A 23,768-nucleotide genomic window follows, 5' to 3' on the forward strand; every position below is an offset into this window, starting at 1 on the left:
ACATAGAAAAAGTGTTACCGTTTACGCAACATAGTTTGGATAAGTTAGAGGCTCTTTTTAAGGGGATGGGCTATAAAGTTCGCTATGAAAAAGGAAACTTTAAGACAGGTTCCTGCCTTTTACAGAATAGTAAGATAATAGTTGTTAATCGCTTTTCGAATGTAGAGGTAAAGATAAATTCGTTAATTGAGCTTTTGCGTGAACTGGAACCCGATATATCCCAACTGGATGATAAACAAAAACAACTATTATTTAATATTAAACAAACTAAATTAACACTTTGACGATTAAGTTTTTAGGTACTGGAACATCACAGGGCGTGCCTGTAATTGCATGCAATTGTAACGTCTGTACCTCTTCTGATTATCGTGATAAACGTCTTCGTTCTTCTATTTTGCTCACGGAGAAAGGCAAAAACATTGTGATCGATACCGGCCCTGATTTTCGTTTTCAAATGCTCCGTGCGAAAGTAAATCATTTAGAAGCCGTACTTTACACGCATGCACATAAAGATCATATAGCAGGTTTGGACGATATCCGTGCCTTTAACTATTTTCAGGGGACAGCGATTGATGTTTTTGGCGATTATTTGGTTCAAGAAGCACTTAAACGGGAATTCTATTATATCTTCGCTGAGCACAAATATCCAGGTATACCTAAGATTAATTTAAGAGATGTAACCGATCAATCCTTTTTCGTGGGAAATATAGGTGTTCAACCTATTGATATTATGCATTTTAAACTACCGATAAAAGGTTATCGCTTTGGTGATTTCACTTACCTTACCGATGTGAAATCCGTTTCGGAAAGTTCCGTGAACAAAATAAAAGGTACGAAAACTTTAGTAGTAAACGCGTTGCAACGAGAGGCGCATATTTCTCATTTTACTTTAGAAGAAGCTATAAACTTTGCGAGCAGAATAGGGGCTGACCACACCTATTTGACCCATATCAGCCATCGTTTGGGCTTGCATGAGGAAGTTTCCAAAGAATTGCCTCCAGGAATCCACCTTGCTTATGATGGATTAGAAATTTCTTTGGATAATTGATCTTTTTGGTACTTCATTTTCATTAAAGCACAATCCCAGAGCTTAATGCGAAATTGTAAGGATCTTTTTACCGCTTGTATCGCATCTTGCCAAACAGAGGGGTCGTCACCGCACAGGGTGCTCGTCATCTGGAGTGCAAGATTGCCATGATGATCTCCATCTACTTCAATATGTCTTTCCAAATAGTATTTAAAAATGGAAATACTTTCCGGAAATTCGCTGTCCAAATCTTTTATGATGGAAATAAACATATCAGGAATCAAGTCTTCTCTACTAAAGGTAAATACAGCTGATTGAATTGCGGGGGTTGCATGGCTTATTATATCGAAAGTATCGCTAACAAAATCTACTGCCGCCTCCGGTGCATCTGCTATACGTAGAGCAATTTGCATTGAATTACCTTCTTTAAGCGCCTGCGTCAATTTGGTTATTGAAGTCGTGTCAGCTCCACACTGCTCCATTGCTTCCAAATATATTTCGTAATGGCTCTTTCGATTTCCCAGATGGTCAATATCAGATTCTTCACCGGTGACAATTTCGTTGATTAAATAACGTGTGTTTGCGTCGCCTATAGGATACCAAGGTATTTGAACGCAAGTTAAACTTCTTTGTAACGCTTTTAACAAGGACATAAAATCCCACACGGCAAAAATGTGATGTTCCATAAAAACTTTCAGATCATCAATACTTGTAATACTCCTATAAAGCGGGTGGTAAATGATTTCCTCCTTCTGTTGAGCGATCGCTTCTTCTAATTGTTGTATATAAGCTAACTGCATGGCCCGTAATTTTCTGCAAACATAGCTATGTGCGATGTAATTAACATAACACAGATGTCAAAAAAGCAAGTAGGAGCTACTATGAAAACCATTTCCCCGGATTTATGTAATGTCAATGTAATAGGTGTAGATCGAATCAGCTATAAGTAAAATTTGTGATGGCGGCGTTTGTTATTGTCGAAAAAAGTCGATTAATTTGATATACTTTGTATTAACTTTAAAGGAGGAAAAATAATGAGTTTACAACTAGGAGATGTTGCACCAAACTTTGATGCGGTCACAACAGAAGGAAATATTAATTTTTATGATTACGTTGGAGACAGTTGGGTAGTACTTTACTCTCACCCATCTGATTATACACCGGTATGCACAACTGAATTGGGAAAAACAGCATCCCTGAAGCATGAGTTTGACAAGCGTAACGTGAAAGTCTTGGCACTTAGTGTGGACAGCGTCGAGGATCACCATGGATGGGTAAAAGATATTAATGAAACCCAGCATGTGGAGGTAAACTTTCCGATTATTGCTGACAAAGACAGGAAAATAGCAGAAGCTTATGGAATGATTCATCCCAATGCATCTGCCACTGCGACTGTGCGTTCGGTTTATATCATCGATCCAAATAAAAAAGTACGGCTTACGATTACCTATCCTGCGTCTACAGGCAGAAATTTCCAGGAAATTTTGCGAGTGATTGATTCATTACAACTTACCGAGAATTATAGTGTTGCAACACCTGCTGATTGGAAGGATGGAGAGGATGTTATTGTAGTTCCGGCTATAAAAACAGAGGATATTCCATCAAAATTTCCGAAAGGCTATAAGGAGATCAAACCTTATTTGCGCACAACTCCACAGCCGAATAAGTAAGAGTAATCAGCTAATAACTTAATGAGCTATTAGCTGAACTTTTAACAAATCAGTGAGTAACGATGATATCAATGAAACAACTTATCATATACCGTTCAATTTTTTTGCTTGATCATTGAAAAATTGAAAATTTTATAGTAGGTTTGGTATAGTTTAAATAAATCTGTTCGGGTTCTCACCATTGCCGGTAGTAATGTGGACTATTTTTTTAAGCAAAATTACTGAGAATTAACCCTGTGTTTCCTAAATTATGATACATCAGTATTTCTATATAGGGCCACAACAATCGTACAACAACAAATTTTTTATTAATGAAAACCGGAAAAGTAAAATGGTTCAACGCGCAAAAGGGATTTGGATTTATTATTCAAGAAGACGGGACCGACATTTTTGTTCACTTTAAAGACGTAAAGGGCGGAATAGATGCAATCAAAGATAATGATCGAGTGGAGTTTGAGGTAGCCGACGGAAGAAAAGGCCAGCAGGCTGTAAATGTGAAGAAGATCTAGTGTGTATAACTTCTGTTTAAGCTTGTATTAAGAAATTCTAACAGCCCGTTATTACGGGCTGTTCTATATTATGTTACCCTTTTATTAATAATTCGTAAAACCGTAACCTTCAATTTCTGATCGTCAGTGCTGTTCGTAAACTTCCGGGTTGACTATATGTAATAAAGGTCGTCCCTGGAACGCGGCGATAACGTTTTTAGCCGCAATACTGGCCATCCCATTTCGCGCTTCTACGGTATTTGATCCTATATGAGGGAAAACAGCTACATTAGGCATATTGAGAAGCGGGTTGTCTGCTTGCATCGGCTCAGGATTGGTTACATCTAGTCCGGCTCCCCATATTATACCTTGCTGCAAGGCTTGGATGAGATCGGGTTCATTGTGTACGCCACCCCGCGAAGGATTTATAAAAATGGCAGACGGCTTCATTTTATGGAAAACGTCTCTATTAAACTTATTTTTCGTCTCCGGTGTTAGAGAAGAGAAAGCAACTAAAACGTCACTTTGACTTACTAAGTCGTCGAAGGATACACGGTTTGCACCCAGGTTTCTTTCGGCTTCTTCATTGTGCGAACGGTTGTGGTAAATAATAGGCATATTAAAAGCCGCCTTTGCTTTTTTTGCTAGTTCGCAACCAATATTACCTAAGCCAAATATGCCTAACGTTTTACCCTGAAGGGAAAAACCAAGATCATCTATTGGTTGGCTAAACCCCCATTCTCCTTTAATAATTTTTTTATGAAGGTACAGTGCTTTCCGCGATACAGCAAGCATTAAAAGAAAAGCGGTGTCAGCGGTGGCTTCGCTTAATACATCCGGCGTATTGCCGACAGGAATACCCCATTTGGTGGCCGCCTTAATATCAACGCGGTCATAGCCAACAGAATGGAGTGAGATGATTTTCAAATGCTTGCATGCTGCAATAAATTCACTATTGAGCGGCCCCCAACCGGCAGTCAGCAACGCGTTGTGTTTACTGCAGCGATCAATCAGCTCTTGTGTACTAAGTTCTCTTCTGTCAACGTGTTGTTCATAAGTTATGCCAGCCTCATTTAAAAGATCTAGGCCGATTTGCGGGATCATGCGGTCGATAAATACGGTCATACGTAATCGTTTTATTATAATAATTATACTAACGATAAATAGTTAATCCTGCTTTAGGTGGTTTCCTTGCATTAGGTATTCCTAATCGGAACGATGCTAATGGGCAAAACCAAAAAAAATACTAAAACAGATTATTGCGATAACAAGTAGTGTAATTCCTACATAAAGATAGTCTTTCTCTAACAAGAAAGCCACTAACGAAAATATTATACGCAGAATTGGTGTTAAAAACAAGAGTAATATTCCCAGCAGGATTACATCATCGCCTCTTCCATGTGCCACCCCAATAAGTGTTTGCTTAGATAATGTTATGATATCTATGTCTTTCTCTATAAAGGTACCGTAGTGAATTGTATCACGTTCATGATTGAACAGATAGATCAATCCACCCAAAGCGGCAACACCAAGTGCCGTCCAAACGCCGTATCGCAATAGATTTCCTATAACCAGCTGGATATCTCTATCTTTTACTTTCTCATTTTGCATTCGTGATTGAATTAGAGCTTCCTCTCATCATATTATATATTTCCGGCGGCGCCGTTATAAATCATGTTGAGTGCCAAAATAATGATGATAACGGCAAAAAACATTCTTAATTTTTTTGGGTTGGCCCTCAGTAGGACTTTAGCACCCGTCATAGCACCCAATAAAACACCTATTACCACCGGCATGCAAATATCCGGTTCGATATATCCTTTCTGCAAATAAATAACAGCACTGGCGGTAGCAGTGACTCCCATCATAAAGTTACTAGTGGTTGTTGACACCTTGAAAGGAATACGCATAATATTATCCATAGCGATTACTTTAAAGGCACCGGATCCTATTCCAAGTAATCCCGAAAGCATACCCGCCAAACCCATCATGCTAAAACCGCCTATTACGTTTTTGGTTCCATAGGAGATAATCCCGGAAGTGCTGGGATAACTTGAAGGTAACTTTAATGCTAAAGCCAAGGAGCTTGAGGATTTCACATTGTGTTCTTCCTTTTTACGCAAAGAATTTAACGCTGAAAATATAAGGGTACAACCAAATAGAATAGCGATTAAGCTGGTTGGTGCAATGGAGGCTAACAAGGCTCCTCCCACAGCGCCTGCCGTTGTCGCTATTTCTAGAAACATTCCTAAGCGCATATTCGTGATCCCTTCTCTTACATAAGCTGCAGCTGATCCCGAAGATGTGGCAATGACCGAGACAAGAGCAGCGCCAATAGCATAATGTATATCAACACCCAACACTACTGTCAACAGGGGGATAATTACCACGCCTCCACCAAGTCCAGTAAGCGATCCAATAAATCCAGCACAGCACGCCCCAAATAACAAGATGAGTGTAAAAGTTAAAACTGTCATTAATATGGTGTTTGGCTTCAAACTTAGCCAATTTGTGGGGATTATACAATTAGATAGCCTAGTGTGGACGTTATTTTTAAAGCTTTTAAAAAAAAAAATTCCGTTTTTTGCTTATATTAACTATAATGGACTTATGAAAATACTCCATACTGCCGATTGGCATTTAGGTAAGAGATTAGACAAGTATTCAAGGCTAGAGGAGCAGCGCGCTGTATTGGATGAGCTAATTGCCCTGGCAGACGAAGAGGAAATAGATGTTGTGTTAGTCGCCGGAGACTTATTTGACGCTTTTAACCCGGCCGTTGAAGCCGTGGAGCTTTTATATAGAAGTTTGAAAAGATTGGCAAAGAATGGTGAACGAGTTGTTATTGCCATCGCTGGTAATCATGATTCGCCCGATAGAATAGATGCCCCCGATGTATTGGCTCGTGAATGCGGGATTGTGTTCGTCGGTTATCCACAGGCCACAATCGCTGTAGGTGAATTGTGTGGTGGCTTTTGTATTACTAAGAGTGAACCTGGCTTCCTCGAGATAAAGGTTCCGAAATACGATTATCCGCTTCGTTTGCTGTTAATGCCTTACGCTAACGAATATCGATTGAGAACATTTTTGGGTGTGGATAATGAGGAGAAAGAATTGAGAAGTATTTTGGAAGCCCATTGGGAGCAGCTGGCAACAAAGTATTGCGACAAATTTGGCGTAAATATATTAATGGCACACCTCTTCGTTATGAAGAGGGGAGAAGTCCCCCCCGAAGAACCCATCGATGAAAAACCTATACTGCACATTGGTGGTGCACAGGCTGTCTATAGCGAAAATATACCGGAGAGTTTACAATATGTGGCATTAGGGCATTTACATCGATATCAGGAAATAGATAAAGCTCGCATGCCTATTGTGTATAGCAGTAGTTTATTAAGTTATAGCTTTGCTGAAGCGGGTCAACAGAAAAATGTAGTGTCGATAGAAGCTGAGCCAGCCAGATCAGTAGATTTCCGGCAATTGCCACTAACAGCAGGAAAACCACTATATAAAAAACGTTTCGAAAGTATATCAGAGGCTCTTGAATGGTTGCACCACTGCGGTCCTGCCTGGATTGAATTGACAATGGTAAGCGAAGATTTCATGAATGCAGAAGACCGAAAGCAACTTCTACAGGCCCATGACGGCATCGTTACTATCATTCCTGAAGTAAAAAACAAAGGAAATGTAGCTGATGAGACTAGAACAATCGATTTAAGTCAGTCAGTCGAAGAATTATTTATCCAGTATTTTAGCTTCAGGAACAAACAGCAACCAAATGAGGACTTGTTAAAACTATTTACAGAAGTAAGAGCAGAGCAGATAGACGAATGATTCCAATTTCATTAACTATAAAGGGACTTTTTTCCTATCAAAAGGAGCAAACGATTAATTTCGCTCGACTAATTGAGGGACAATTATTCGGCATTTTCGGTTCCGTAGGCTCAGGCAAATCATCGGTTTTGGAGGCGATTGCTTTTGCTTTGTATGGAGAAACCGAACGACTGAGCACCCGGGACGATAGAAACTATAACATGATGAACTTGAAATCGGATGAGTTGCTCATTGATTTTGTGTTCAGCAACTTCGACGAAAAGCAGTATCGATTTATCGTTAAAGGGAAACGCCATGGCAAGAAATTTGAGAAAGTAAATACTTTCGATCGGTCTGCTTATAAGTTTGAAAATGGTATGTGGCAACCTTTGGAGGTAACAACTGCGACACCTTTATTGGGACTTAGTTACGAGAACTTTAGACGTACCATTATTATTCCACAAGGCAAATTTCAAGAGTTCTTACAGCTGACAGATAAAGCCCGAACGGAGATGCTCAAAGATATTTTTCAGCTGGACAAATATGATTTTTTTCAACAGACCGCCTCTTTAGAGCGAAAGAACAACGAAGTGACCCAACGTCTAAAAGGACGTTTATCTGTTTTTGAAGGAATAAATGAAACTTATGTTGGTCTCGCTTTGCAAAAATTGCAAAGCTTGGCAGCAGAAGTCTCGACAATGAAGGCCGAGCTTCAACAGAGAGAAAGCGACCTAAAAGAGCAGGAGATATTGAAACGATTATTTGAGGACTTAAAAACTGCTGAAAACTCCTATAAGCAGTTGCATCTTAAGTCATCGGAATATCAGCAGTTGAAACAGCAATTGAGTGATTATGAATACTGCGAACGTTATTTTAAGGTAAATATACAACGAGCGGAAGAGCTGGCAACAGGAATAGAAAAGCGAAAAGAAAGCTTGAAAGAATATCAGTATAAGCTCAAAAACTGCGAAACATTACTGATGGAGCAACAGCAAGAACTTGCCAATATCACGTTGAAATATCAATCACTTGAGCTCCTTAATCAAAAGCGTAACGATTATCGGACTGCTTTGCAAATATTGCAGTTAAAAGAAGATATCGATCACTTAAGTGGACGAATTATCAAGGGGAAAGAATTTGTCCATAAAGCGCAGCAGGAGAAGATATATCGAGAAAAAATAGCCTTAGCGCTTCGAGAAAAACTAAAAAAGAAACGGAATGAAAAGCTGGATTTGAACACCTTATCGCAGATAAAAAATTGGTTTACTTCCCGCGAGCATTTAGAAAAAAACAAAAAAACAAGCCAATTAGCACTTGATGATATAACTGCAACTTTAAAGCAACTTGAAAGTACCATCGACGACTTACTTGTTGGGGTAACTACTCCGATCCAAAATCATAAAGAATCATTAGACGCACGCATAAAGACCATTGATTTTGAGCTCGATAAGCTTTCAAATGAAATTGCGCATGCCCGGATGCAAGTTAAATTAGGTGATTTTGTCGCGGCCTTGCAGCGAGGTGAAGCTTGTCCGCTTTGTGGAGCATTGGAGCACCCTCAAGTTATGGTCTTAGAGGATGTGGAAAATCAGCTCCAACAATTAAATGCTAAATCTGTACATCTCAAGGACGAACGGAATCTCGTGCAGGGGCTTATACGCCAGCTTGAAATATTAGATGGAAAAAAAGCCACCATTCTTAAGAGTCGGGACGAACTCCTTTTTAGGGCCGAATCAGACGAACAGGCATTACAAGTGCATTTACAATCCTTTATTTGGGAATCTACTTGCGGTAGAGACGATGCCCGCACTATTGATCGGTTACTTGAAGAACACAAAACCGCAGAAAAAGAGTTGGAACGACTGGAACTGGAGATTAATGAAAATGATGCCATTTTGAAAAAAGCAGAAATAGATAGAGATCAATATGAAATCGGAATACAAAAAATAGTAGCAGAAGAACGAGTAAAGGTTGGGGCCTTAAATATGCTCACGAAACAACTTCACAACTTATCTGAAGACGAAGTTTATCAATATGATAAAAACTATCTGGAAAACAGTATTTTAGATATAGATAGTGAAAGTAAAACTATTGTCAATCAATACGAGCAACTTCAAGCTTTGGTACAGGAGGAGCAACAGCTAAAAGTATCGTTGGAAGCAAGATTTCAGGCAGTCAATGAAAACTTAGCTGCCGAGCAGGAACGTCTGGACTTTATTACTGATCAGTTACGAGGTTCTTTAAGTAAATCGAAGTATGGCAGTTTGCATGAAGTTAAAAATATATTAAATCTAGCAATTGCTGTAGAAGAGGTCCGAAGCAGTGTAGACTTATTCTTCCAGCAATTATATAATGCGAAAGAACAATATACCAAGTTAGCTACGGAGGCTAGCGATAAAGTTTACGATGAGGAGCTGTTTCTAAGGTCATTAAGCACTTATGAAGTGCTCAGGGATCGATTCAATCAAGAACAAGAGAAATATGCTGCTGCCAAAGCAGATTACGATAGGCTTCTAAAGCAACTAGAAGAAAAACAACAACTAGAAGACGATTTGGCGCGTTTACGGCATCGAGCAGATAACCTGACTATTCTTAAAAGCCTATTTAAAGGAAGTGGCTTTGTTAGTTATATATCCACGGTTTACTTACAACAATTATGTGAGGCAGCGAACAAGCGTTTTTATAAGCTTACACAACAGCAATTGCGACTGGAGGTAACCGATAAAAATGAATTTCAGGTAAGAGATTATTTAAATGATGGTAAAACCAGATTAGCCAAGACCTTGTCCGGCGGCCAAACTTTTCAGGCTTCATTATCGCTAGCCTTAGCTCTTGCGGAATCTGTACAACAACAAAATCGATCCAAGCAGAATTTTTTCTTTTTAGATGAAGGCTTTGGTTCTTTAGATCGGGAATCATTGGCAGTGGCGTTTGATACGTTGAAAACATTACGAAACGAAAATAGAATTGTGGGGGTTATTTCTCACGTAGAGGAGTTACAGCAGGAAATAGATGTTTATCTAAAGGTTAAAAATGATCCTTTTACGGGCACTCAAATAAGTGGAAGTTGGGAAATTAAATAAAAAGGATCACACCGAAGCATGATCCTTTGGAGCGAAAAACGAGGTTCGAACTCGCGACCTCAACCTTGGCAAGGTTGCGCTCTACCAACTGAGCTATTTTCGCATGGGGAAACAAATATAAGATAGATAAATATTCTTTGCAAGCGGTAAGTGAAAAAATTGGCCTTTTTACAGCATTCACTGATACAGGCCTTTATTTCTTCAGGCCTTCTGAGGATATACTATTTGGAAGGAAATAGGTGAACAATTTAAAAAACAATGCCAAGAAATCCCATATAAAGCGGTTATTATCTTGTGCACTTTCGCCGCAATCTATCGATGCCGAACGTTGTAACAGGTGTTGTAGTGTTGTTGATTGATGATTAATACCAAAAAATGTGTCAGTTTTAGAAGGTAATACTCGAAATATAAATGACCCCAGATTTCCATAAGAAAAGATTTTCGCTTTATTTTAAGAGGGCTCCCATAAATAGATTCATAATCCTGTTGTATGGCATTGGCTAACCATTCCGTTCTCTCTCTTACATTACTATCCAAAAAACGCCATAGGTTGATATTGTTTGTAATATGAATAAGTCCAGGCTCATAACCTACGCGTATGGTAAATGAGTGATAATGAAGTATTCGTTCTACCATCGTTTTATGGCGCGAGGTTTGGATAGGAGAGATATTCGGGAAGGATGATACGGACTTTCGGTGTTTTCATTACTTATTTAAATTAGAAGAAGAAAATGCACTTCTTTTTGGAAAGCTTGTGGTAAGTCCTTCGGTTTTCTCTTTCGTAGCTTTTATAGGTAACATAAAATAAAAAATTGAACCTTTCCCAGGTTCACTTTCTAGTCCGAATTTACCCTTATGATGAGAAATAATTTGTGCGCAAATAAACAGACCCATTCCTAAACCTTGGTGTTTATGCTTCTCATCACTCACTCTATAGTATTTATGAAATATATATGGTTGCTTCTCTCTGGGAATACCTTGTCCACGGTCTTTCACACATACCTTTAGCCATTTCTTATCGATAATCTCGGTATAAACAAGGACTTCGGTACTAGTAGGCGAGTATTTAAGCGCATTTGTTAAATAATTAGTCAGCACCTGTTCTAGTCTTTCCTGATCACCTTCCAGCCATACTTTTGTATTACAATTGACGTTAATCTGCCTATCAGGGTAACTATGTCTGACATTTTCTATCGTTTGCCTTAGAAAATCCCGACAATTAAACACAGCAAAATTATACTCCATTTTTCCCGCTTGTAATCTGGAAGAGTCCAGAAGGTCTTTTGCAAGACGGTTCAATTTATTGATTTGGTTCAGGCCCTTAGATAATAGCTGTATGGTTTGTTCGATGTTTTGACTGTTAGCGTTACGTAATGCCAATTGTAGGTAGGCATTTATAGAAGTAATTGGCGTACTAAGTTCATGTCCCGCAATACTGATAAATTCTTCTTTGGCGGCTTCGGTCATTTTTGTTTTCTGAAGCTCCTCCTTTAAGAATCTGTTATCATGGTACAATCCTGCAATATATTCTTGTCTGTCTTGAATGGATTTAATTTTAAAAATCAAGAAATCCGTACTGTAATCCCCAAAGAGACAATCCAGCCATAATCCAGTATACGTTTCGAACTCAATTTTCTGTTCGATTGATGACGGAGTAATCAACAGAACGGGAGTGTCTTTTGCATTCGGGTTATTATTCATTACTCTTAAGACTTCTTGCGCGTCGCTACCCTCAAAAACGTCCGCTCTTAGTATTAAGAGTTTATATTTATATGTGAAGATATGTTGCAGTGTTTCATCCGTCGACATAGCAGCCTGGGCAGGCAGGTTATTTGCTTCCAAAATTCTCATTAAAGAATTCTTGGCTTCAGCTAAACTATCAAAAACCAGTATCATACAATCTAATTTACAACGTTAGGTGGTTTGATCTGACTTACTAATATCAATAAATCCTATTTACTAATAAAAAAAATTACACGAAATTGCGTTTTCTGAGGACGGAATTCTTATTTACGCCACTTTATCTTTAGATTACTGCGCATAACTCTCTAACGAACAATATCCTTGAACTACTAAAACTTTTATATTTTATACGAAACATCTAAGTCTTTCTTTTGTTCTTAGATACACAAATTAAGCAATATTATGGCAAAGTATTCAAAAAAGGCAAGTGAGAAGGTTGAAGAAACTATGCATGAAATGAAAGAAGGTAAACTGAAGAGCGGAAGCGGAAAGAAAGTCACTTCAAAAAAACAGGCTGTAGCCATTGGCTTATCGGAAGCGAGAAAAGAAGGCGCTAAAGTGCCAAAAAAAAATAAGTAAGTTTCACAACATCACTATTTAGTAGAATCCTTATTTTTTTTCAGCATGATGGTTTTTTCTCTTGCTTGCAATAGATGGTTTGTGAGTAATTGATTTAAAACCTTGCCGTTGTCAGCATCGGCTTGGCTTACAATTGCAGTCGCTTCGAAGTACTCATTATCAATATGACCGTTAATGTCTAGTTGGATTTTACCATTTTGCAATAAACGTCGAGTGTATTGCATATTTGATATAGCGGGTTGTTTTTTTTGATATGTCATAACTTTCTTCAAAAACCTGTCTTATGGAAACAACAATTCCCAACTAATTGTTGTAATTTATTAACATTATGTTTGTGATTGATCATAGGCAATTAGTTGATCAGCACATATTGTTTATGACAAAAGCCGCTGTCATCTCACGACGGCAGCGGCACAAACACACATGAAAATATTTTTATTTCCCTACGCGGTTTTTCTCTGAGCTATCTAAATTTCTTTCAGATATTTTCAGCTTTTGATTCCCAAAGTTAAATGTAAAAGTCAACCGGGCTACGCGACTTTCCCATGTGTTGAAAACACGGACATTCAAATTTGAGTAGTCTGTTTTGACTGTGTTTGGTCGTGTATTAAATATATCGGTAACTGCAAATTTTACCTGCGCTTTTTTATTCCAGAATGATTTGTTAACACCGAGATCTAATCCCCATGACGTGCCGATCTGGTAAATGCTCCACCGTAGAGGAGAGCGATACTGCAGGGTAGCTTCGAAACGTAAACTCTGCGTTACATTGAATGTATGATTGCTGTTCGCTTGTACGGCGAATTGGCCGAAATCTATAGGCGCGGCAGGAATATCTGCCTTATAACCGAGATGCATGGCATTAATATTTGTGTTACTACTCCAGACTTTACCAAGTTCTAAAGGAATATTCAAATTTGCAAAATATACATTTTCGCTTGCGATATTCTCATTCGTTACATACACTATATTAGTTTCATCATCTTGGTACATCATTTCTCCAACCATATCTTTGGTTTTCTGGTATCCTGCTGTTAACGTATATTTCTTTAGAAGTGTATAGCTTAATTCGTAAGAATTTGTATATGACGGGTTCAGAAATGGATTTCCTTGTTGATAGCTGTAAGGGTCAACATAGAACAAAAACGGATTGAGGTTTCCATAATTTGGCCGATTTATTCTTCGACTGTAGGACAGGCCTATACTATGCTTATCAGATAGTTGTTGATTTAAGCTGATGTTTGGAAAGAGACTTAGATAATTCCGTTTATTTCTCACATTCATCGTTATCGAATTACCGTCAGAATAAGTATGTTCGGCACGTAAACCAGCTTTAATCTCGGTTTTGTTAATGGTTTGATTGTAGATCGCATAAGCAGCGCTAACCCGTTCTTTATATATAAAATGATTCGAGCGATTTTCGTTATTTTGCCAGTCACCATTTATCTGATTGTAAAAGCCCATGTTGTTGTCACTTTTCACGCTGCTGTATTTCATTCCCAGTTCGATTTTACTTTTAGAATTTAACGGATGAGTGTAATCAATCTTCGCTGTCTGTATATTGATGATTGAAGGCATATCGTTTAAGATGAATTCCGGGCTTCGTAAGTTCTCACCGTTCGATCTATAAAAATAATTGTCATAGTAGTTGGATGTTTTATCGCTGAATCTAGAAACATCTACTTCAGCAACAAGTTTACGTCCATTGGTATCGATATTAAACGTGTTATTAACGTTAAAGGACAGATTATTATACTTGTTTCGACCGCGATTTAGCGTTGTAAGTGTAGAATCCAGAGGGGCATTTAAATCTGAAATCCGGTTGTTACTGGTGGAATGATCATTTCCTTGCAAGAAAAAGCCGGAGAATAAACCGCTTAATGTATTCCGTTCCGATGTTTTATAATCAATACCACCCCTTATACTGCTGCTCGCGCGTTCATTTTGGAAATCAGCAAATTGATCGAATACTTTTGCCGACGCGCTTTGCCCAACAATTCTATATAACTCCAGTGTGTTATTAAAATTGCTGTTAACGTAGCTATAATTTCCGAAAAGATTGACCTTACCTGTTTTGTGATTAATTTGCAATGAATTATTCGACTTATGGGTACGGCCGTATCCTCCGCTCAAACTCAATGTTCCATTGGTACCCTCCATATTATTTTTCTTCAATTTGATGTTAATAATCCCGGCAGTACCTGCTGCATCATATTTCGCGGAAGGATTGGTGTTTAATTCAATGGATTGCACGTTATTGCCGTCCATCGATTTTAACATATTAGCTAATTGTTCAGCAGATAGATAGGTTTGTTTCCCATCTATCATAACTGTTACGCCTTGACGTCCCATGAGGCTTATATTCCCATCTTTGTCAACACTTACGCCAGGTGATCGTTCTAATATATCCATTGCACTGTTACCTGCTGCTAGTGCAGTATTAGCGACATTTACAACCAAGGCGCCATCCTTACGTTCGATGGAAGGGGTACTAGCCGTAACAGTTACCTCTTTTAGTGCATTTGTCTCCGGCATTAGAACAAAAGAAGCTGCTTGTATCGTTTTTTGTCCGGATCTTATGGCAATAGGTAAATAAGTCTTGCGGAAGCCGATCATAGATGCAGATAATATATACTTCCCTTCGTCTACCGCAGGTATCTGATAGTTACCTTTCTGGTCACTGAATACTGAGCGTATATAAGATGAATCTGCGGCCCTGAGCAAAATGATTGTCGCTAAGTCAACAGGTGCACCTGTTTGGTCCTTCACGGTTCCTTGAATATTTGCTTTCTCTTGTGCCAGCACGCAGATAATGAAAGAATAGAAAAAAAATAGGGTTAGTACAGAGATTCTCAATAAAGGCATTGGTTTATAATGTTTTTTGTGTGTGTTTGGAGTATTCATGGCTAAATTTCTTTTTGCCAAAAGTATTTATCATATACATGTTCTTGAAGATGAATTAGGTAAATGCATTCAAAATCTCGGTAAACGACCTGTTTTATTGGGTAAATTTTCGATTGTGCTAGAGGATTAGTTGTTGCAGACTAAAAGGACGATTTAGCTTTTGACAAAGGATTGTTTTATTCTTTTGATGTTCCATTGATCAGTAAGGTTTAATTTTTATACGTATTTAGTGTGTTTACTGACTTATAGACGCTGAAAATGCCAAAACGTTGCAAGTAATTACATATTTTCGAAAATAAAATAAGCCTTAAGCAAATGAACCCCTGATAGTATGGCTTTGTGCGCCGCTAAATATGCATCGTGAGAAAAGCAAGGGATATATTATAAAGGGAGTTAGAAGTGGATTCGAACCACTCTGGGATCTCTTGCGGAGCTCCGCCTAACCGCTCGGCCATCCGACACGTTCTGATTTGGATCAAAAGTACTGATATCGACGGGCTTTACTTATACAATCCGATCGCAGTAAACGTGCAGTTGATGTGTAGTTAAGAACCCGTTCTTTTGTTTTCTCCTTTTTAGGTGCAATAAATATTCCGCATGATTTGTCAGTCCGTAAATATGCATTAACAAAAAGCCCGGCTCTGCAGCCGGGCTTTTTGTTAATGTTGTTCAATCCATTTCCTAGCATTGACGAACGCTTCTATCCATGGAGAAATTTCGTCATTCCTATCACTTGGATAATGAGCCCAATGCCACTTAAATAATGAACGCTCGATATGAGGCATCATTACAAGATGTCTACCCGACTTATCACATAACATGGCGGTATTGTAATCAGAGCCATTTGGATTAGCAGGATACGTCTCATAATGGTATTTCGCCACGATATGATATTGGTCTTCGCTATATGGAAGTTGAAATTTACCTTCACCATGTGAAATCCATACCCCCAAAGTCGACCCGGCCAGACTTGAAAGCATTACCGAATTATTTTCCTGTATTGTCAGCGCTGTAAATCCGCTCTCGTGTTTATGGCTGTCATTATGTAACATTTTGGGTTTAGATTCATGGTCGGGATTAATAAGGCCAAGCTCAATAAAGAGTTGGCATCCATTACAAATACCAACAGACAGCGTATCCGGACGTTTAAAGAAGTTTTCGAGTGCAACTCGGGCTTTTTCGTTATACATAAACGCTCCCGCCCAGCCCTTTGCCGATCCCAAAACATCTGAATTGGAGAAGCCTCCGACAGCACCAATAAATTGGATGTCTTCCAAATTTTCCCGCCCGGAAATTAAGTCGGTCATATGAACATCTTTCACATCAAAACCAGCTAGATACATGGCGTTAGCCAATTCTCTTTCCGAGTTACTTCCCTTTTCACGAATCACTGCAGCTTTTGGTCTAGGTTTGGTATTATCAATTTGTGGTTTTTTACCATCAAAATGCTTGGGAAACGAATATTTCAGTATATGATTTTTATAGTTTTTGAAACGCTCGGCAGCCTTTTGCTCACCACTTTGTTTTTGATCAAGCAGATAAGAAGTTCTAAACCAGACATCTCGCAGTTCATCTATGTCAAAGGACCATTTCGAACTGTTGTTTGTTAATTCAAAGACCGCTTGATCGCTTACCTGACCGATCTTATGGAAGGTCACCCCTTTATTGTTCAACTCGAGTTCAATAGACTCATCCGCTTGAAAAACTACACCCACATTCTCTGCAAACAGAAGTTTGATACTATCTTGTTCTTCTAAAGCGGATAAATCAATTTGAGCTCCAAGGTGACGATCGGCAAAGCACATCTCCAACAGCGTGGTGATCAAGCCGCCACTTCCAATGTCATGCCCTGCATATATCTTTCCGGATTTTATAAGTTCCTGTACGGCATTGAATCCTTCTTTAAATGCTTTAGGATCAATTATGTCAGGTGTATCGTTACCGATGCAGTTTAAAATTTGAGCGAAGGATGATCCGCCCAATTTAGGTTTATCTCCGGAAAGGTTTATATAATAAATTGCCCCTTTATTTTTTTGCAATACAGGTTCTACGACGGCAGTGATGTCAACGCAATGCGCAGCTGCAGATATGATAACTGTTCCAGGTGCTATTACTTCGCCATTCGAGTATTTTTGCTTCATAGAAAGCGAATCCTTTCCTGTTGGTATGTTGATACCTAAATCAATGGCAAAATCAGAGCATGCTTTGACAGCTTCATACAAACGAGCATCTTCACCATCATTTTTACATGGCCACATCCAGTTTGCGGACAACGAAACACTTTGTAGCCCATCTTTTAGCGGTGCCCAAATTATATTGGATAATGATTCAGCTACCGCATTACGACTGCCTGCCGCTGCATTGATTAGCGCAGATAGGGGAGCATGGCCCACCGATGTGGCTACACCATCTTTTCCTTGGTAGTCAAGGGCCATGACGCCGCAGTTGTTTAAAGGTAATTGAAGAGGACCCGCACATTGCTGTTTAGCCACTCGTCCACCCACACATCTGTCTACTTTGTTTGTTAACCAATCTTTGCAGGCCACTGCTTCGAGTTGTAATAACTGATGAAGGTATTGGTCCAAATGAGTCTCGCTGTAGGAAAGATCCCGATATACCCTTTTTACGGTTTTATCTTCCATAATTGTTTTTGGCGAACTACCGAACATATCGTTTAAAGCTAAATCCATCGGTTTGGATCCATTGCTTGAAGAAGCGATGGTAAAACGGTGATCGCCTGTGACCTGGCCTACTGTATAGATTGGTGAACGTTCGCGATCGGCAATTTTCTTTAGCATTTGCAGATGTTCTTCAGCAATCACCAAGCCCATACGTTCCTGCGATTCGTTGCCGATAATTTCCTTTGCAGACAAAGTAGGATCGCCCACAGGAAGTTGATCTAGATCAATATGTCCTCCCGTACTTTCAATTAACTCGGAAAGACAATTTAAGTGACCACCGGCACCGTGATCATGTATAGAAACAATGGTGTTATGATCGCTCTCAACTAAGCCACGAATTGCGTTTGCAGCTCTCTTTTGCATTTCCGGGTTGGATCGTTGAATAGCATTTAATTCAATACCGGAGCCAAAAGCCCCTGTATCAGCTGAAGAAACTGCTGCACCGCCCATTCCGATACGATAGTTTTCGCCACCTAGTACAACAATTTTATCACCTGGGCTAGGCTGCATTTTTTTTGATTGTTCTTCTTTACCATATCCAACTCCCCCAGCCAGCATAATTACTTTATCGAAACCTAGCTTACGAGCATCCTCCTCATGTTCAAAAGTAAGAACAGAACCCGCGATAAGGGGTTGGCCGAATTTATTTCCGAAATCAGATGCGCCATTGGATGCTTTTATTAAGATATCCATTGGCGTTTGATAAAGCCAATCCCGCTCTTCCATGGCTTTTTCCCAAGGTCTATTCTCCTCCAAACGCGAGAACGCAGTCATATATACAGCAGTTCCGGCCAACGGCAAAGAACCCTGTCCTCCTGCGAGACGGTCTCTTATTTCGCCTCCAGAGCCTGTTGCTGCTCCGTTGAAAGGTTCAACGGTTGTGGGGAAGTTATGAGTCTCCGCTTTAAGGGAAATGACTGAGTTGAACTCTTTGATAGCGTAATAGTCAGGTTGATCAGCTCGTAGGGGGGCGAATTGTTGTAATTTAGGCCCCTTTATAAAAGCCACGTTATCCTTATAAGCAGAAACGATATCATTTGGGTTCTTCTCAGAGGTTTTTCTGATCAACTTAAATAAAGAAGTCGGTTGTTCTACGCCGTCAATTATAAAAGTACCATTAAATATTTTATGTCGACAGTGTTCCGAGTTAACTTGAGAAAAACCGAACACTTCAGAATCCGTAAGTTTTCTGCCGAGTTTTTTAGCCAACGCATTAAGGTAGTCAACCTCCTCATCACTTAAAGAAAGGCCCTCCTTTTGATTATAGGCTGCTATATCTTCTACTTCTAATATAGGTTCGGGTTTTAAACGAACCGTGAAGATGTCTTGACTTAATCCATTATATTTTTGCAATAGCATGTGGTCAAAGTCAGTAAAATCAGGGCTAACCTCCGTAAATTCCTCTATTCGAAGAATATCGGAAATTCCCATATTTTGCGTTATCTCCACTGCATTCGTACTCCAAGGCGTTATCATGGTAGCTCGAGGGCCGATAAAAGAACCTTCCAGACTTTCGCCTATATGTAATTCAGCTCCACCAAAAAGCCATATTAGTTTAGCTGTTTCATTGGCTGTTATTGGCCGTTCTATTTGTAAAGCAAAAATGGTGTGGTGAGGGTTTTTGAAGAAGTAAATCATGATGTTTTATACGTGCCGCAAAATTAGGCAAAATTGCTTTTAAATGCAATGTAAGAAAGAGATAGTAAACCGTATCCCGCAAGTATTCTAGCCTGAAAAAGTTCTAATAGAAATAAAATCATCAAGTTAAAGGAAATTAAACATGAATTTGTCCGTTTTTCATTTTGTAAGTAAAATGTAAAATGATAAGAAATTCACTTTTACATCTACAGTCGCGGTTCCATGCAATATTGCTTTTAGTTATTCACCTGATTTTTTCGGGAAATAGAATATATTAGCCTTTTATTATTTGTGTATTTTGAAACTCATGATAACCGATACAATATATTTGGTTTCCACTATAGGTTTAGCCATTTTGCTACTGGCATCCATTATTGTATTATTGTTTTTGTGGAAAAACCAGGAGCAATTAAAGGAGGAAAATTTGAGGTTAAAGACGAAGTATGAAGAAATTGAAAAAAAATACACAGGCGTTCATGCAGAGCAGCTTCGGTATAAGCTGAATCCTCATCTATTCAGAAATGCTCTGAATGCGATCCAATCACATGCTTACCAAAGCTACTACGCCTTGGATAAGCTATCAGGCGTGTTAGATTATATTTTATATGATACCGACGGACGTTTAGTAACGATAAAGGAAGAGATAGCGTTTGCACGCAATTTTATTGAGATAAATCGATTAAAAACGAGTCCGTTGTTCGATATACGCATAAAGAATAGAATAGACGAGGGAGATTCCCGTTGCAACCAAGCTGTAATCGCACCGCTGACATTTATAAATCCTATAGAAAATGCTTTTAAACATGCCGATCTTCAAAGTGACAACGCCTTTATAAGCGTCAGCTTCTCTTTTGAAAATGATTCCTGGTTTGTACTGCAGGTAGCTAATAAAATCAATGATTTGCCGGCACCGTTAAATACGAAGGGAGGATTAGGAAATACGATCTATTTAGATCGGCTTTCTTCTGTTTACGGCGAAGGAGGGTATTCTTGTAAGGAATCGATAAATAATGGAATTTTTATTACCGAACTAAGAATAAAAATACTGTGAAGGAATTAAGGTGTATTTTATTGGATGATGAGCTGCCCGCACTTAGGTACTTGCGATCGATTTGCGAAGGGTTTAGTAATGTTGAAGTTGTCAAGGCATTTAATAACCCTTTGCGAATGCTAGAAGAGGTTGATCAGCTGGATTTTAATGTATGCGTCCTCGATATTGAAATGCCGCAAATGAAAGGAATAGAGTTGGCCGGTAAACTGAAAGGAAAAGCCATCATATTTACTACCGCTTATAAAGAATTTGCCGCTGAAGCCTATGAATTGGATGCTGTAGACTACATTATAAAACCTATTCAGTTTGATCGATTAAAAAAAGCTTTTGATAAATCATATAATTTCCTCCAACGGGAAGAGCTTCCCCAGTACGTCCAGTTGAACAGCAATAAAGGGAAAATACTATTACACTTTGCAATGATTGCATTTATTGTGGTCTCTGAAGTTGATAAAAGAGACAAGAGGGTGATCTACGACGACGGAAGGGAAATAATGTTAAAAAATATTTCATTTGAACAACTCGTTAAGCTTCTTCCAGGAGACGCTTTTGTGCGCATCAACCGACAGACAATTATTGCCACTCGGTGTGTACATGCCTTTACCCATAATCAGGTTACCCTATTAGTAGGATCCAAGTCTTTTGTCTTCTCCTTGAATGAACATTATCGTAAAGATTTTCTTGCGATGTTCGGCGCTTAACTTTATTACATTTTATTTCTCGTTGGTTACAGAATAGGCTGTCAGCACTTTCATAAAGGATACCTAAGTTCTAAATTCGCAAAAGTACTTTAAAAATTTTCATAATGAGGCGATATAAAGATTTCGTATTTTACGTGGTGAGTATTGGGGGCTTTTCTCTGTTCATCTACTTGCTGATCATTCAAGGTGCTAACTTAGAATTTGAAAAAAATGTAAAAGTGGAACAGACAGGAGTTTCAGGCTCAGCCTGGAGTCACTTTATCGATTCATTAAAATATAACTTTTCTTATCCGTTAGCCACTTTATTATTACAGATCATCGCCATTATACTGGTTGCTCGATGCTTTGGCTATATGTGTAGAAAAATTGGTCAGCCGAGCGTAATTGGTGAAATAATCGCCGGGATCGTATTAGGACCTTCATTGTTAGGCGCCTATTTTCCGGATTTTTCAGCGGTTCTTTTTCCCGCAAGCTCACTGGGGAATCTAGGTGTTATGAGCCAGATTGGTCTTATACTTTTTATGTTTGTTGTGGGGATGGAACTTGATTTAGGCATTTTAAGAAACAAAGCGCATGAAGCTGTAGTAGTGAGTCACGCCAGTATAATTTTTCCTTTCGCCCTCGGCGTTGCGTTGGCCTATTTCATTTATCTGGAAACAGCACCTGAGGGTGTCAATTTCATTTCTTATGCACTGTTTATTGGTATCTCCATGAGCATTACTGCTTTCCCCGTATTAGCTCGGATTGTGCAAGAGCGTGGACTTTCAAAAACCAAATTAGGTGCTATGGCCATTACATGTGCCGCAGCTGATGATATAACGGCCTGGTGTATACTCGCGGCTGTAATTGCTATTGTGAAGGCAGGTTCCCTTGCTAGCGCCCTTTACACTATTTTATCATCTGTAGCTTATGTAACACTCATGCTAAAATTTGTTAGACCTTTTTTAAAGAGAATAGGAGATCTTTATTCCACTAAAGAGAGTTTAAGCAAGCCAATCGTAGGTATCTTTTTCGTAATCTTACTGTTATCCTCTTGGAGCACAGAAGTGATCGGCATCCATGCCCTATTTGGAGCCTTTATGGCAGGCGTAATAATGCCCGCTAATATAAATTTCAGAAACATCTTTATTGAAAAGATAGAGGACTTAGCCCTTGTCCTCTTGCTACCTCTTTTTTTCGTTTTTACCGGTTTGCGTACGCAAATAGGACTGTTAAATGAACCCGAGCTATGGGGGTTGTGCCTTGTTTTCATTTTAGTAGCTGTAGTAGGGAAGTTTGCGGGAAGCACAATAGCCGCAAGATTTGTAGGGCAAAGTTGGAAAGGAAGCCTGACAATAGGTGCATTAATGAATACGCGTGGATTAATGGAGCTTGTAGCACTTAATATTGGATATGATCTTGGCGTGCTTTCTCCCGAAGTTTTTGCTATGTTGGTACTTATGGCCCTGGTTACTACCTTTATGACAGGCCCTTCTCTAGCATTTATTAACTATTTTTTTAAGGATAAGCAGGAGGAGAATTCACTTCCGGCATTACAGGTTGATAAATACAATATTCTGATCGCCTTTGGTAATCCACTAACAGGTCGTCTGCTCGTACGACTAGCCAATAGTCTAACTAGAAAAACAAAAGATACGGTAAGTGTTACAGCATTACATCTTTCCATTGCAAACGAATTGAATCAATTCAACGCATTCGAATATGAAAAAGAAAGCTTTGCGCCAATAGAATCTGAGTCAAAGGAGTTAGGGCAGTCCGTTGTTTCACTGTTCAAGCCTTCAGATAATATCGATGATGATATTATAGAAACAGCCAACAAAGGCGAATTTGATCTACTCTTAGTTGGTGTTGGCAAATCTGTATTTGAAGGCACATTGTTAGGTCGGATATTGGGGCTCACCTCTACCGTTGTAAATCCCGAAAGGTTATATGAGACGTTTAAAACGAAAGGTAACTTTTTTTCTTTTGGTGTATTCGACGAACGAACCAAGTATATATTGAAGCACTCGAAAATTCCTACAGGCATATTGATTGACAAACAATTAAGGGAAATAAAAGAAGTGATCGTGCCAATATTCTCCTTGAGTGATAGCTTCCTATTGATTTATATTCAGAAACTTATACAGAATGGCGGCGTCAAGATTTATATCATGGACATTGCAGGTGTCATTAAACAGAATATTGAGTTTAAAGAAGCTATCAGAGCGATTGATGTGGTAGCATCAAATCACCTGTCAGTAATAGACGAAAGAACGATGAATAAGGCATTATTGGGCCAGAAAGATTTGCTGCTCGTTAGTCTGGATAGCTGGAAGAAGGCAGTTGAATCAAGAAGTGTCTGGTTGGCTGAAACTCCTTCTGTACTTATTCTAAAACCCTAGCTCGTAAAT

19 protein-coding genes and 1 tRNA gene are annotated in these 23,768 nt (G+C 39.0%); 10 read left to right on the forward strand and 10 right to left on the reverse strand.

Going from position 1 to position 23,768, the window contains the following annotated elements:
• Nucleotides 1-11 precede the first annotated feature (11 nt).
• Nucleotides 12-284 (forward strand): hypothetical protein, encoded by a 273-nt coding sequence (locus tag M1D52_RS12225; protein WP_013667125.1) that lies wholly within the window; start codon nt 12-14, stop codon nt 282-284.
• Nucleotides 281-1,048 carry an MBL fold metallo-hydrolase gene (locus M1D52_RS12230; RefSeq protein WP_013667124.1) on the forward strand — a complete coding sequence of 256 codons (768 nt, stop codon included), beginning with the start codon at nt 281-283 and terminating at the stop codon, nt 1,046-1,048. Before M1D52_RS12225 ends, M1D52_RS12230 begins: the two co-directional genes overlap by 4 nt.
• Here the strand turns inward: M1D52_RS12230 and M1D52_RS12235 are convergent.
• Nucleotides 1,015-1,827, reverse strand: coding sequence for a DUF3050 domain-containing protein (locus M1D52_RS12235; RefSeq protein ID WP_437392682.1), 813 nt, complete (start codon nt 1,825-1,827; stop codon nt 1,015-1,017). The genes M1D52_RS12230 and M1D52_RS12235 overlap by 34 nt on opposite strands.
• A gap of 234 nt (nt 1,828-2,061) precedes the next feature.
• Between M1D52_RS12235 and M1D52_RS12240 the strand changes: the two genes are divergently transcribed.
• Nucleotides 2,062-2,697: a peroxiredoxin gene (locus M1D52_RS12240; protein ID WP_013667122.1), complete on the forward strand. Its 636-nt coding sequence runs from the start codon at nt 2,062-2,064 to the stop codon at nt 2,695-2,697.
• Between the two features lie 311 nt (nt 2,698-3,008).
• Nucleotides 3,009-3,206: a cold-shock protein gene (locus M1D52_RS12245; protein ID WP_013667121.1), complete on the forward strand. Its 198-nt coding sequence runs from the start codon at nt 3,009-3,011 to the stop codon at nt 3,204-3,206.
• A gap of 123 nt (nt 3,207-3,329) precedes the next feature.
• On the opposite strand, the gene M1D52_RS12250 is transcribed toward M1D52_RS12245, so the two are convergent.
• The 3 genes from M1D52_RS12250 to M1D52_RS12260 form a co-directional block, all read right to left on the reverse strand.
• Entirely contained in the window at nt 3,330-4,310 is a 981-nt protein-coding gene (locus tag M1D52_RS12250; RefSeq protein WP_437392683.1) for a 2-hydroxyacid dehydrogenase, read from the reverse strand.
• Between the two features lie 96 nt (nt 4,311-4,406).
• Nucleotides 4,407-4,796: a DUF1634 domain-containing protein gene (locus M1D52_RS12255; RefSeq protein ID WP_437392684.1), complete on the reverse strand. Its 390-nt coding sequence runs from the start codon at nt 4,794-4,796 to the stop codon at nt 4,407-4,409.
• Between the two features lie 32 nt (nt 4,797-4,828).
• Nucleotides 4,829-5,662, reverse strand: a complete 834-nt coding sequence (locus M1D52_RS12260) for a sulfite exporter TauE/SafE family protein (RefSeq protein WP_130855855.1) — start codon at nt 5,660-5,662, stop codon at nt 4,829-4,831.
• 133 nt (nt 5,663-5,795) lie between these two features.
• Between M1D52_RS12260 and M1D52_RS12265 the strand changes: the two genes are divergently transcribed.
• Entirely contained in the window at nt 5,796-7,019 is a 1,224-nt protein-coding gene (locus tag M1D52_RS12265; protein WP_437392685.1) for a metallophosphoesterase family protein, read from the forward strand.
• A complete protein-coding gene (locus M1D52_RS12270; protein WP_437392686.1) occupies nt 7,016-10,081 on the forward strand; it encodes an SbcC/MukB-like Walker B domain-containing protein in 3,066 nt (1,021 codons plus the stop codon). Before M1D52_RS12265 ends, M1D52_RS12270 begins: the two co-directional genes overlap by 4 nt.
• 27 nt (nt 10,082-10,108) lie before the next feature.
• Here M1D52_RS12270 and M1D52_RS12275 read toward each other — a convergent pair.
• The 3 genes from M1D52_RS12275 to M1D52_RS12285 all read right to left on the reverse strand — a co-directional run bounded on the left by M1D52_RS12275 (nt 10,109) and on the right by M1D52_RS12285 (nt 11,977).
• A tRNA-Gly gene (locus M1D52_RS12275) sits at nt 10,109-10,184 on the reverse strand.
• Between the two features lie 209 nt (nt 10,185-10,393).
• Nucleotides 10,394-10,717 (reverse strand): hypothetical protein, encoded by a 324-nt coding sequence (locus M1D52_RS12280; RefSeq protein WP_437392687.1) that lies wholly within the window; start codon nt 10,715-10,717, stop codon nt 10,394-10,396.
• A 69-nt stretch (nt 10,718-10,786) separates the two neighbouring features.
• Nucleotides 10,787-11,977, reverse strand: a complete 1,191-nt coding sequence (locus tag M1D52_RS12285; RefSeq protein WP_437392688.1) for an ATP-binding protein — start codon at nt 11,975-11,977, stop codon at nt 10,787-10,789.
• Between the two features lie 249 nt (nt 11,978-12,226).
• Here M1D52_RS12285 and M1D52_RS12290 point away from each other — a divergent pair, with 249 nt between their 5' ends.
• Nucleotides 12,227-12,403, forward strand: coding sequence for a DUF6496 domain-containing protein (locus M1D52_RS12290; RefSeq protein WP_437392689.1), 177 nt, complete (start codon nt 12,227-12,229; stop codon nt 12,401-12,403).
• Between the two features lie 14 nt (nt 12,404-12,417).
• On the opposite strand, the gene M1D52_RS12295 is transcribed toward M1D52_RS12290, so the two are convergent.
• The 3 genes from M1D52_RS12295 to purL all read right to left on the reverse strand — a co-directional run bounded on the left by M1D52_RS12295 (nt 12,418) and on the right by purL (nt 19,626).
• Nucleotides 12,418-12,663: a hypothetical protein gene (locus M1D52_RS12295; RefSeq protein WP_457941738.1), complete on the reverse strand. Its 246-nt coding sequence runs from the start codon at nt 12,661-12,663 to the stop codon at nt 12,418-12,420.
• A 175-nt stretch (nt 12,664-12,838) separates the two neighbouring features.
• Nucleotides 12,839-15,268 (reverse strand): TonB-dependent receptor domain-containing protein, encoded by a 2,430-nt coding sequence (locus M1D52_RS12300; protein ID WP_437392691.1) that lies wholly within the window; start codon nt 15,266-15,268, stop codon nt 12,839-12,841.
• A 698-nt stretch (nt 15,269-15,966) separates the two neighbouring features.
• Complete coding sequence (gene purL, locus M1D52_RS12305; protein WP_437392692.1) at nt 15,967-19,626, reverse strand: phosphoribosylformylglycinamidine synthase; 3,660 nt, start codon at nt 19,624-19,626, stop codon at nt 15,967-15,969.
• Nucleotides 19,627-19,933: 307 nt separating this feature from the next.
• Between purL and M1D52_RS12310 the strand changes: the two genes are divergently transcribed.
• The 3 genes from M1D52_RS12310 to M1D52_RS12320 all read left to right on the forward strand — a co-directional run bounded on the left by M1D52_RS12310 (nt 19,934) and on the right by M1D52_RS12320 (nt 23,759).
• A complete protein-coding gene (locus M1D52_RS12310) occupies nt 19,934-20,677 on the forward strand; it encodes a sensor histidine kinase (RefSeq protein ID WP_437392693.1) in 744 nt (247 codons plus the stop codon).
• Complete coding sequence (locus M1D52_RS12315) at nt 20,674-21,378, forward strand: LytR/AlgR family response regulator transcription factor (protein WP_437392694.1); 705 nt, start codon at nt 20,674-20,676, stop codon at nt 21,376-21,378. The genes M1D52_RS12310 and M1D52_RS12315 overlap by 4 nt, the downstream gene beginning before the upstream one ends.
• A 104-nt stretch (nt 21,379-21,482) precedes the next feature.
• A complete protein-coding gene (locus M1D52_RS12320; RefSeq protein ID WP_437392695.1) occupies nt 21,483-23,759 on the forward strand; it encodes a cation:proton antiporter domain-containing protein in 2,277 nt (758 codons plus the stop codon).
• Nucleotides 23,760-23,768 lie beyond the last annotated feature (9 nt).

Source organism: Olivibacter sp. SA151 (assembly GCF_054130995.1).

What these genes read in the sequence shown, in the direction of transcription:
- M1D52_RS12300 (WP_437392691.1), bottom strand. Translation starts at nt 15,268, where the DNA reads ATGCCTTTATTGAGAATCTCTGTACTAACCCTATTTTTTTTCTATTCT.
- M1D52_RS12260 (WP_130855855.1), bottom strand. Translation starts at nt 5,662, where the DNA reads ATGACAGTTTTAACTTTTACACTCATCTTGTTATTTGGGGCGTGCTGT.
- M1D52_RS12250 (WP_437392683.1), bottom strand. Translation starts at nt 4,310, where the DNA reads ATGACCGTATTTATCGACCGCATGATCCCGCAAATCGGCCTAGATCTT.
- M1D52_RS12285 (WP_437392688.1), bottom strand. Translation starts at nt 11,977, where the DNA reads ATGATACTGGTTTTTGATAGTTTAGCTGAAGCCAAGAATTCTTTAATG.
- M1D52_RS12310 (WP_437392693.1), top strand. Translation starts at nt 19,934, where the DNA reads ATGATAACCGATACAATATATTTGGTTTCCACTATAGGTTTAGCCATT.
- M1D52_RS12235 (WP_437392682.1), bottom strand. Translation starts at nt 1,827, where the DNA reads ATGCAGTTAGCTTATATACAACAATTAGAAGAAGCGATCGCTCAACAG.
- M1D52_RS12240 (WP_013667122.1), top strand. Translation starts at nt 2,062, where the DNA reads ATGAGTTTACAACTAGGAGATGTTGCACCAAACTTTGATGCGGTCACA.
- M1D52_RS12280 (WP_437392687.1), bottom strand. Translation starts at nt 10,717, where the DNA reads ATGGTAGAACGAATACTTCATTATCACTCATTTACCATACGCGTAGGT.
- M1D52_RS12245 (WP_013667121.1), top strand. Translation starts at nt 3,009, where the DNA reads ATGAAAACCGGAAAAGTAAAATGGTTCAACGCGCAAAAGGGATTTGGA.
- M1D52_RS12270 (WP_437392686.1), top strand. Translation starts at nt 7,016, where the DNA reads ATGATTCCAATTTCATTAACTATAAAGGGACTTTTTTCCTATCAAAAG.
- purL (WP_437392692.1), bottom strand. Translation starts at nt 19,626, where the DNA reads ATGATTTACTTCTTCAAAAACCCTCACCACACCATTTTTGCTTTACAA.
- M1D52_RS12320 (WP_437392695.1), top strand. Translation starts at nt 21,483, where the DNA reads ATGAGGCGATATAAAGATTTCGTATTTTACGTGGTGAGTATTGGGGGC.
- M1D52_RS12290 (WP_437392689.1), top strand. Translation starts at nt 12,227, where the DNA reads ATGGCAAAGTATTCAAAAAAGGCAAGTGAGAAGGTTGAAGAAACTATG.
- M1D52_RS12295 (WP_457941738.1), bottom strand. Translation starts at nt 12,663, where the DNA reads ATGACATATCAAAAAAAACAACCCGCTATATCAAATATGCAATACACT.
- M1D52_RS12255 (WP_437392684.1), bottom strand. Translation starts at nt 4,796, where the DNA reads ATGCAAAATGAGAAAGTAAAAGATAGAGATATCCAGCTGGTTATAGGA.
- M1D52_RS12265 (WP_437392685.1), top strand. Translation starts at nt 5,796, where the DNA reads ATGAAAATACTCCATACTGCCGATTGGCATTTAGGTAAGAGATTAGAC.